Origin of the sequence: Nitrobacter sp. 62-13, assembly GCF_001896955.1 — a bacterium.
Taxonomy (GTDB): Bacteria; Pseudomonadota; Alphaproteobacteria; order Rhizobiales; family Xanthobacteraceae; genus Nitrobacter.
Genome location: NZ_MKRN01000066.1, coordinates 2063 through 12202, shown reverse-complemented (window position 1 = coordinate 12202; position 10140 = coordinate 2063). Strand labels below are relative to the sequence as shown.

General features: G+C 61.5%; 7 protein-coding genes and 1 tRNA gene. 2 read left to right on the top strand and 6 right to left on the bottom strand.

All coding sequences use genetic code 11. From position 1 onward, the window contains the following. A partial coding sequence (locus tag BGN91_RS17645; RefSeq protein WP_366408327.1) for a hypothetical protein occupies positions 1-315 on the top strand: 315 nt, incomplete at its 5' end. 318 nt (positions 316-633) lie between these two features. After that, a complete protein-coding gene (locus BGN91_RS06525) occupies positions 634-912 on the top strand; it encodes a hypothetical protein (protein ID WP_292611592.1) in 279 nt (92 codons plus the stop codon). A 196-nt stretch (positions 913-1108) separates the two neighbouring features. On the opposite strand, the gene BGN91_RS06520 is transcribed toward BGN91_RS06525, so the two are convergent. The 6 genes from BGN91_RS06520 to BGN91_RS06495 form a co-directional block, all read right to left on the bottom strand. Further along, positions 1109-1182, bottom strand: a tRNA-Cys gene (locus BGN91_RS06520). A 106-nt stretch (positions 1183-1288) separates the two neighbouring features. Then, on the bottom strand, positions 1289-2023 hold the full coding sequence (locus BGN91_RS06515) for a tRNA-uridine aminocarboxypropyltransferase (RefSeq protein ID WP_292611591.1): 735 nt from the start codon (positions 2021-2023) through the stop codon (positions 1289-1291). Between the two features lie 53 nt (positions 2024-2076). Next, positions 2077-5175: an efflux RND transporter permease subunit gene (locus BGN91_RS06510; RefSeq protein WP_292611590.1), complete on the bottom strand. Its 3099-nt coding sequence runs from the start codon at positions 5173-5175 to the stop codon at positions 2077-2079. Further along, on the bottom strand, positions 5175-8303 hold the full coding sequence (locus BGN91_RS06505) for an efflux RND transporter permease subunit (protein ID WP_292611588.1): 3129 nt from the start codon (positions 8301-8303) through the stop codon (positions 5175-5177). The genes BGN91_RS06510 and BGN91_RS06505 overlap by 1 nt, the downstream gene beginning before the upstream one ends. Positions 8304-8366: 63 nt before the next feature. Next, positions 8367-9734 carry an efflux RND transporter periplasmic adaptor subunit gene (locus BGN91_RS06500; RefSeq protein ID WP_292611586.1) on the bottom strand — a complete coding sequence of 456 codons (1368 nt, stop codon included), beginning with the start codon at positions 9732-9734 and terminating at the stop codon, positions 8367-8369. Beyond that, the coding region (locus tag BGN91_RS06495) for a TolC family protein (RefSeq protein ID WP_292611584.1) at positions 9724-10140 on the bottom strand (417 nt) is incomplete at its 5' end. The genes BGN91_RS06495 and BGN91_RS06500, both read right to left, overlap by 11 nt.

Genomic DNA, 10140 nt, shown 5'->3' with positions numbered 1-10140 from the left:
CGATATGCCGGCGCTCGAGAAATTTCACGAGCGATTGAAACAATTTTAGCGATTCCTTCAACGGGAGCCCAAGCCCTTTTTGGCAGTGTGTGCGCAAGAAACAAGAAAAGTGAGGCGCACATGAGTGAAGCCGAGTTTGAACGGTTGCTGAGCGCGGTGAGCGCCGCGGTCGCTCCGCGCATCGAAGAGGCCATGCTGAACGACCTGTCGGACCTTGACGACCAGCATTTCGGCGCCCCCCCGCAGGCTGCCAACGACAACGAGGTCGTCTGGCCGTTCTTCCCTTTTCCCGACGGCTGGAACGGTGCCTGCTGAATGATTCCGCCGGGCGGCATGCCGCCTCTGGTGAGCTTGACGTTTCAGCAAATTATCAACATAAGCCATTGATTATGTTGATTGATGTTGCGCGCGGAATTGAGCCGTCGGTTTTGCAATTTTGACAAGGCCGTCCAGGCACTCCAAGACACACAAGCCCCCACGCCCACCTTGTGGAAATCAGGCCCGGAGAGGGAAACGAGCCCTCCTGCGAGTATTGTGGAAAGTGGCAATGTCAGGTCTGCACCTGATTTATAAATCCGTACCCTTTCGGAGACGGATAGTTTTGCCTAAAATTGGGAGAAAGTTGGAGGATCGATGCTCGTTCTTATCGCCGGGGCATTTGTTGCGGCCTTTTTGATATCTCGTCTGATTTGGCTGGTCACGAAGAGATGGTCGAACTCCATCGGCAAGGCCGTCCTTGTCAATGCCGTGAGCGCCGTGATTATCGTGATCGCAGCGGCTTACAGCTCGGCAGACGGTGGTCCCCCAAAATTCTATTTGGCGTTTTTGATATTCGGCGGCGCGCAACTGATCGTGCTGACCTTCGATATCGTCGGCTCGATCCGGTTCAAGCCGTCAACTGAACCACATTAGCGTCTTGGCCCGCGCCAATCGAGTGATTGCTGCCGCGGCCCGTTACTGGTCCGTGTTTCGACACCATGCCAACGATTTTGTCGCTTGCTTTTTGGCGGGCGCCTTCGCGCCGCACCGTCAAAAGCAGCAGACAGACGCCTTCCGGCGCGCGCCAAGGCCGAGTGGCAATAAATAAATAATATCAGAGGCTTGGGAATGGAGGCCACGTCCGGAATTGAACCGGAGTACACGGTTTTGCAGACCGTTGCGTAACCACTCCGCCACGTGGCCCCTTGGGCCGGGGTTATTATAGAGTGTCGGCCAGTTAGGCAACCTCGCTCGAGCCGATCAATATGAATTCTGAAACCGCGCTCCGCCGGGCTTCTGGAATGGCCGGTCAGGCCCGCCTGCGGCGCCGATAATCCCTCTTCGGCTTAGGCCGGGGTGCAAGTTCGGGCATGGTCGCCTGGACCTCACGATATTTCGCCAGCATCCGCTCGAAACTGGCGAGCAAAGTGGTCTCGATGTCCGGGCGATTTTCCAGGCCGGCGAGCATCATCGCGGCGGCCTCGATCGTGGCGAGACCGTCCCGGCGAGGCTCCTTGCGGAGCTTGCCGTAACGCGAGGGCTGACGCGGACCCAGAATGATGCGCTGGCACTTGAGCATCCACGCGTTGCGCCACCACAGCGCCTTGGCCTGGCTCCAGGTACCATCCAGCAGCACCAAACCCTCGATATTGGCGAGAATGCCGCGTTGATCGTCTTCCATCTCGCCCTTGCGGTCGATGGCCACGATGGCGCGGTCGGTGCCGAAAGCATCGGCCTTGGCCGAACCGAGATAAAGCACCGCCCAACGCGAAGGATCATCCACCGGCCGGCCGAGCGCCTTCGACAGGCTCGGCCACGACAACCCGATCTTCAGGACGGCATCCCGGAAATGTAACGCAGTCAGCCCGGCGGTTCCGAGAGCCCTGTCCTGCTCTTGCGGATGCTGCAGGATCAGGAGCGACGTTCTGCTCGTGATCGGCTCAACGCTGTCGCAAATGCAGAGCGCCAACGGCTTGCGACATCGCGGACAATCCTCTGCCGCATCCGGCTTTTTATCGGTGGCGGCTCTGGGGTTTTGGGACATGGCCCGCTATACGCCGCGTCCACCGCGCCGGCAAGAAACCGGTCGCTGCTCGCCTACTCGGCCGGTGCGACAGCCGGAGCAATGCCGCCTCGCCGCCGCAACCGGTCTATCAGGAGATAGATCACGGGCGTCGTGTAAAGCGTCAGGATCTGCGAAACGAGCAACCCGCCAATGATGGTGATCCCGAGCGGGCGACGCAGCTCCGTGCCCGGACCGGTCGCAAGCACCAACGGGATCGCGGCGAAAATCGCAGCCATGGTGGTCATGAGAATGGGCCGGAAGCGCACGCTGCATGCCTCGAAGATGGCGTCCGCGGACGACAGACCGCGGTGGCGCTCTGCATCCAGAGCAAAGTCGACGATCATGATGCCGTTTTTCTTGACGATGCCGATGAGAAGAATGATTCCGACGAATGCGATGATCGTCAAAGACGTGCTGGTGATCTGCAACGCCAGCAGCGCTCCCAGCCCAGCGGAAGGCAAAGTCGAGATGATGGTGAGCGGGTGCGCGAGGCTTTCGTAAAGCACGCCGAGCACAATATAGACGGCAGCGAATGCGCCCAGGATCAGTAGCGGCTGCCGTCCCGACGTTTTACGGAAATCGGCCGCGTTGCCCTGGAAACTTCCGCGTATGCCCTCGGGCATGTGCAATTCATCGACCGCGCGCTGAATAGCGGCCGTCGCATGATCCAGTTCCACGCCGGGCAACGTATTGAAGGACACCGTCACCGACGGGAACGACTGCGAATGATAGACGGCGAGCGGAGAGAGATCGCGCCGATAACGGACGACGGCGGATAGCGGTATCTGCACTCCGTTGGCGCCCGCGACGAAGATGCGATCAAGGTTGGACGGGTCCTGCTGGAATTGCGGGTCTATTTCCAGGATGACCTGATACTGATTGCGTTGGGTGTAGACGGTCGAAATCTGCCGCTGTGAAAACGCGTTGTTGAGCGCGTTGTCGATGTCCTGAACCTTGACGCCGAGGCTGGATGCCTTCTGCCGGTCGATTGACAAGGTCAGTTGCAGGCCACCTGACTCGCGGTCGCTGGAAACGTCCGTGATGCCCTCCACCGTTTCCATGCGCTTGGCGACAAGAGGAGCCCACTTCTGCAGCAAGTCGAGATCGGTGCTGGTGAGCGTATACTGGTAGTTGGAATCGCTTTGCCGGCCGCCGCTGCGGATGTCCTGCGCAGCGAACATGAATAGCTTGATGCCCGGCACACCCTCCAGATTTCGGCGCATCCGGTCGATGACCTGCTGGGTCGACAGCCCACCCCTTTCGGCCGGCGGCTTCAGCGTGATGTACATGAAGCCGCGATTTGCGCCGCCGCGTCCCCCACCGCCGCCGATCGAGGAACCTATCCCCCGCACGGCGGAATCCGCCATCACGATATCCATAACCCGCTGTTGAAGCCCGAGCATGGATTGAAAGGAAACGTCGGCCGACGCACGCGTCGAACCGATCACAAAACCACTGTCATCGATCGGGAAGTAGCCCTTCGGTGTCTTGATATACAGCGTCACGGTCAAGGCGATCGTAGCAAAAAACACCAGCAACGTCAGGATAGGAAAGCCGAGCACGACGCGTAGCGTCCGCGTATAGAAAGTCACGATCCGCGACAGCAGACTTTCAACGAGCCGATCGAAGCGGGTCGCATCGGATGACATCCCCTGCTTGATGTAGTGGGCGCAGATCATGGGCGTCACCGTCAACGACACAATGGTGGACACCACAATCGCGAAAGTCAGGGTCAGCGAAAATTCCCGCAGCAATCGGCCGACGATGCCATCCATGAAGATCAGCGGCGTGAATGCGGCAACCAGCGACAGGCTGATCGACAGCACCGTAAAGCCGATTTGTCGCGCTCCTTTGAGCGCAGCCTGATAAGGCGGCAGGCCGCGCTCGAGGTTGCGGTACATGTTCTCGATCATGACGATGGCGTCGTCGACCACGAAACCGACGGAGATGGCCAGCGCCATCAGGGAGAGGTTGTCGATAGAGAATCCTGCGAGCCACATGCCCGCGCATGTCCCCGCCAGCGCCAGCGGAACCGACACGCCGGCCGCGATCGTCGGCGTGAGGCGGCGGAGAAACGCATAAACCACCACCATCACCAGAAAGGCAGTCGCCAACAGCGTCCACTGCATATCGTCGACGCTGGCACGGATCGTTCCCGTGCGATCGACGATGGTCGATATCTCGACGCCGGCCGGAATCCATTGCTTGAGTCCCGGAAGCATTGCCTTCACCCGATCGACCGTATCGATGACGTTGGCGTCGCCTTGCTTGGTGATCTGGATCAGCACCGCCGGTTGCTTGTTGAACCACGCCATCGAGCGGCTGTTACGCGTGGCGTCCTTGACGTCGGCCACGTCCGACAAACGGACAAAATTTCCTCCGGAACTTTTGATGACGATGTCGCGAAATTCGGCCGCAGTCCGCATCTGCCGATTAGTGGAAAGTGTTTCGCTCTGGCGGCCACCATTGAATATGCCGACCGGGCCGAGCGGGTTGGCATTCACGATCGCGGTCCGGACATCGTCGGTCGCGATGCCCGCGTTCGAGAGCGCCACCGGGTTGAGCGCAATGCGAACGGCCGGCTGGTCCGCGCCGCTCACCGACACCTCGCCGACTCCCGGAACCTGCGAGATGCGCTGGACGATGACGGTATCGGCCACATCATAGATTGCGCTGGTCGACATGGTTTTCGAGGTCAGCGCCAGAACGAAGACCGGCGCGGCGGCGGGATTGGCCTTGCGGAATGCCGGCAGCGTGGGCAGGTCGCTCGGCAAATCCGCGAGCGACGCGTTGATTGCCGCTTGCACGTCGCGCGCGGCGTGGTCGATGTCCCGCCCGATGGCGAACTGCAACTGGATGCTGGTCGAACCGAGCGTGCTTGAGGACGTGATCTGATCGATGCCCGCGATCTCGCCGAGCCTGCGCTCCAGCGGAGCGGCGACGGTCGCCGCCATGATTGAGGGGGCCGCTCCCGGCCGGCTGGCCGAGACCCTGATCATCGGGAAATCGACATTCGGCACCGACGCCACCGGGAGAAACCCGTAAGCGACCAGGCCGATCAGAAACAGGCCGATCGCCAGAAGCGTGGTACCGACCGGCCTTCGGATGAATGGCTCGGAAATCGAGACCACTACTGCATTCCCTCGGTCATGCCCGCGATCGGCGGTGGCTGCGGACCGCCGGTCGGCACAGCCTGTTCGATGCGCTTGTTCAGCCGGTCCAGAGCCAGGTAGATCACGGGCGTGGTGTAGAGCGTGAGCAACTGGCTCAGCAGCAGGCCTCCGATGATCGAGATACCGAGGGGAAATCTCAGTTCCGCGCCGGTGCCGCTCTCGACAGCCAGCGGCAACGCGCCGAACAGCGCAGCCAGCGTGGTCATCATGATGGGTCTGAACCGAAGCAGGCATGCCTGCACGATCGCTTCGGTCGCCGACATGCCCTGATGGCGCTCAGCCTCGAGCGCGAAGTCGATCATCATGATCGCGTTCTTCTTCACGATTCCCATGAGGAGAATGATGCCGATCAGGCCGATGACGGACAGATCCTGCCCGAACAGCATCAGCGCGAGAATGGCGCCGACACCCGCCGACGGCAGCGTCGAGAGAATCGTGATGGGATGAATGTAGCTCTCGTACAGAACGCCGAGCACGATGTAGATCGTGACCAGCGCCGCCAGGATCAGCCAGGGTTGACCGGCCAGCGATTTCGAGAACTCTGCCGCGTCGCCGGAGAACACGCCGACGATACTTGCCGGCATGCCTATGCGGCTCTCGATGGTCTTGACCCGCTCGACCGCATCGCCAAGCGATTCTCCCGGAGCAAGATTGAAACTGAGCGACGCCGCCGGAAATTGCGCGCGATGCGAGATCGCCAGCGGCGCCGTGGTTCGGGTCAGCGTCGCAACGGCGGAGAGCGGCACCTGCGCGCCGGCGAGCCCCGGCAGATACAGCTTGGAAAGGATCGAGGGATCGCGCTGATACTGCGGCAGGGCCTCCAGCACCACGCGATATTGATTGGCCTGCCCGTAAACGGTCGAGATCTGACGTTGCGCGAACGCGTCGTTCAATGTGTCGTTGACGCCCTGGATGCTGACGCCGAGTTGACCCGCGCGCGCCCGATCGATATTCAGCGCGGCTCGCAGACCTCCCTCCTGCACTTCCGACGAGACATCCTGAAACAACGGATCGCGACCAAGTTCCGTAACCAGCTTGCGGGTCCATTCCGAAACGTCCGCAGCATCGGTCCCCGTCAGGGTATATTGGTATTGCGAGCGGCTCGACTGCGTACTGATCTGGACGTCCTGCACCGGTTGAAAATAAACCGTCATGCCCGGAATCGAGGCTACGCGCTCCTTCAGGCGCGCAACGACGACGGCAACATCGTCGCGACGGTCGCCCCGCGGTTTTAGCGTCATCATAAGGCGCCCGACATTCGTCGTCGGGTTCACGGAACCGGCGCCGATCACGGATATGACGCCCGTCACGTCCGGATCTTCCTTTATTGCGTTGGCCGCCTCGGTCTGTCGGCTTTGCATTTCGGCAAACGATACATGCGGTCCGGCCTCGGTGACCGCGGTGATGGAGGCCGTATCCTGCAGCGGCAGGAATCCCTTCGGCACGACGACATAGAGGATCAGCGTCGCAGCGATGGTTGCGAAGGTCACGACCAGCGTCGCAGGCTGGTGCGCAAGCACCCAAAGCAGGCTCCGACGGTAGAGTTCGACCATCCGATCGATATTGCCGCTGATCCACGCCAATCCCGGAAGGGCGCGCTTGTCGTCGGAGTGCTTCAGAAGACGCGAGCACATCATCGGCGTCAAAGTCAGCGATACGACGGCCGATGTGACGACCGCGATGGTCAGCGTCATGGCAAATTCGCGGAACATCCTCCCGACCAGTCCGGACATGAACAAAAGCGGGATGAACACCGCGATCAGCGAGACCGTCAGCGAAATGACGGTGAAGCCGATCTCGCTCGCGCCTCGCAGCGAGGCATCCATGACGCTCTCGCCGTTCTCGATGTGACGGACGATATTCTCGATCATGACGATCGCATCATCGACCACGAATCCGGTTCCGATCGTCAACGCCATCAGCGACAGGTTGTCGAGGCTGAAGCCGGCGAAATACATGATGCCGAAGCTGGTGATCAGCGACAATGGAAGCGCCACGCCCGCAATCAACGTCGCGCGCAGCGAGCGCAGGAACAGCAGGACGACAAGCGTCACGAGCACGGCGCTGAGGATCAGCGTGAACTGCACGTCGTGGACGGAGGCGCGGATGGTCACGGTGCGATCGCTGACCACCGTCAATTTGATGCCGGCCGGAATCATGCGTTGCAGGGCCGGAATTGCCTTCCGGATCTGCCGGACGACCTCGATCACATTGGCGCCGGGCTGGCGCTGGATGTCGATGACGACGGCTGGCGTTCCGTTATACCAGCCGCCGGTGCGATCGTTTTCCAGTCCATCGACGATCCGGGCGACATCGCCGATCGTGACCGGAGAGCCGTTGCGATAGGCGATGATGATCGGCTTGTACGCATCCGCAGCCGCGATCTGATCGTTGGCTGCGATGGTGTAGGCCTGTTGCGCGCCGTCCAGCGACCCCTTCGGGCCTGACACATTGGCGCCGGCAATCGCGGTCCGCAGGTCTTCCATCGAAATGCCGTAAGCGGCCAGACGCGCGAGATCGGCCTGCACTCGCACCGCCGGCTTCAGACCGCCGAGCACGGACACGCGGCCCACGCCCGAAATCTGACTGAGGCGCGGGGTCAGGATGGTATCTGCAAGATCGCTCATGGCGCGCAGCGAAACGGTGTCCGACGTCAGCGCGAGCGTCATCACCGGCGCGGCGGCGGGATTCACCTTGGCGTAAGTCGGCGGATATGGAAGGTTTTTCGGCAGAATCCCGGCTGCGGCGTTGATAGCCGCCTGCACGTCTTGCGTTGCGCCGTCGATATCGCGGTTGAGATCGAATTGCAGGGAAATCTGACTGACACCGAACGAGCTTGTCGATGTCATCGACGACAACGAGGGAATCTGTCCGAGCTGGCGTTCCAGCGGCGCGGTCAGTAGCGACGCCACCACGTCGGGACTCGCGCCAGGCAACCGCGTGCTGACCTGCACGGTCGGAAAGTCGACCTGCGGCAGCGCGGAGACCGGCAACGCCCAATAGCCGAGCGCGCCTCCGATCATCAGCGCGATACCGAGCAAGGAGGTTGCGATCGGACGGCGAATAAATGGTTCGGAGACGCCCATGTCTGTCAACTCGTCTGTCAGCCCGCTACCACGGACTCGGTGCTCGGCGCCCTGCCTCGGGGATCACGGTTGAGCCTTTGTGTTGCCGTTCGACTGCCCGTTCTCCTGCGAGCCGCCCGACCGCCTTTGACCTCCCTCGCCCCGCCTGCCCCGGCGTTCGCCGTTGCCGGCATCTTGACGATTGCCGCGTCTGCCTTGCCGTTTCTGTGGCGCGAGATGAGCCGTCGGCGGCTGATTGTTCTCGCTCACGCTTACTTTCGCGCCGTCGGACAGATTGGCAAAACCCGTGGTAACCACCCGATCCGTGGGAGCAATGCCCTTGGCGATCACCGCGTCCTGCTCGTCCTGCTGCGTCACCGTCACCGGCTTCGCGGTCACGATATCGTCGTTTCCGATCACATAGGCGAAGGTTCCGAGCGGGCCGCGCTGAACCGCCGACGTCGGTATCACCGTCGCCTGCGACAGCGTTTCCACCTTGAGGCGGACGTTGACGAACTGGCCCGGCCAGAGCTGGAAGTGTCCGTTCGGAAATTCAGCCTTCAGCTTCAATGTGCCGGTCGTCGGATCGACCTGATTGTCGATGCCGATCAGTTTGCCGGTGTCGGCAACCGTCGTTCCGTCGTTTCCGAAGACATCGACTTCGAGAGCGCCCTTCGCCACGGCCGCGTTCACACGCGTAATCAGTTGCTGCGGAAGGCTGAACTGCACAGAGATCGGTTGAAGCTGCGTAAGGATGACAAGTCCGATCGCATCGGACGCGTGGATGATGTTGCCTTGATCGACCTGGCGCAGGCCCGCCCGGCCCGAAATCGGCGCGATAATCTTGGTGTAACCGAGCATCGCCTGGGCATTGTCGATCGCCGCCTGATCGGCCTTGACGAGCGCCTCCTGCTGCGCGACGACGGCCAGCTGCGTATCGGCCTGCTGCTTCGAGCCGGCATTGGAGGCGGCCAGTTGCTGATAGCGCTTCAGATCGAGGCGCATGTTGGCGAGCTGCGCTTCATCCTGGGCTTTCTTCGCGACCGCCTGATCGTACTGCGCCTGATAGATGACGGGATCGATCTCGCCCAGCACGTCGCCTTTCCTGACATCCTGTCCTTCGATGAAATTGACAGCTATCAGCTTGCCGTCGACCTGCGGGCGCACGATGACCGTATTCAGGGCCCGGACGGCTCCTACGCCATCGAGGTAGACCGGCACGTCCTGGACGCGCGGCATTGCGGCGAGCACCGGAACTGCGAGATCAGGCCGCATCCTTCCGTTGCGGTTCTTCTGCTCGAACGCGCTCCAGCCGAGATAGGCCAGTCCTACGGCGATCAGAAGCGCGATCACAATCCACGTCGTGCGCCCACGACCGCGGCCCGACGCGTTGCCGGGCGCTCCGTGGCCGGCCGTTTTCGCACTGTCGTCCAGACCCGGCTTAAAGAGCATTGCCTGCCCTCTCCATCCTTGGCTCCCAGCCGCCGCCCAGGGCCTGATAAAGGCTCACGATGGCAAGCAGCCGCGCAAGCTGCGCCTGCGACAATGCATCCTCCGCCTGGAACAACGTCAGCTGGGTATTCAGCACCGTCACGATGTCGGCGGTGCCGGCCCGAAGCTGCTGCTCGGACAGTTCGAACGCCCTGCGCGAAGCGGAGAGAACCTCCCGCTGAAGGCGCAGCTTCTCGGTGGTCTGGCGGATCGCGATCAACGCGTTGTCGACGTCGGCGAACGCCGAAACCACCGTCTTGCGATAAGTCTGCAGCAGTTCATCCTGTCTCGCCCTGGTATATTCGAAGTTGCCGAGAATCCGGCCGCCGTCGAAAATCGGCTGCGTCAGACCGCCGGCAAGACTGAA

Excerpts from the sequence above, each read along its gene's own strand:
- BGN91_RS06515 (WP_292611591.1), bottom strand. The coding sequence starts at position 2,023 with ATGTCCCAAAACCCCAGAGCCGCCACCGATAAAAAGCCGGATGCGGCA.
- BGN91_RS06500 (WP_292611586.1), bottom strand. The coding sequence starts at position 9,734 with ATGCTCTTTAAGCCGGGTCTGGACGACAGTGCGAAAACGGCCGGCCAC.
- BGN91_RS06505 (WP_292611588.1), bottom strand. The coding sequence starts at position 8,303 with ATGGGCGTCTCCGAACCATTTATTCGCCGTCCGATCGCAACCTCCTTG.
- BGN91_RS06525 (WP_292611592.1), top strand. The coding sequence starts at position 634 with ATGCTCGTTCTTATCGCCGGGGCATTTGTTGCGGCCTTTTTGATATCT.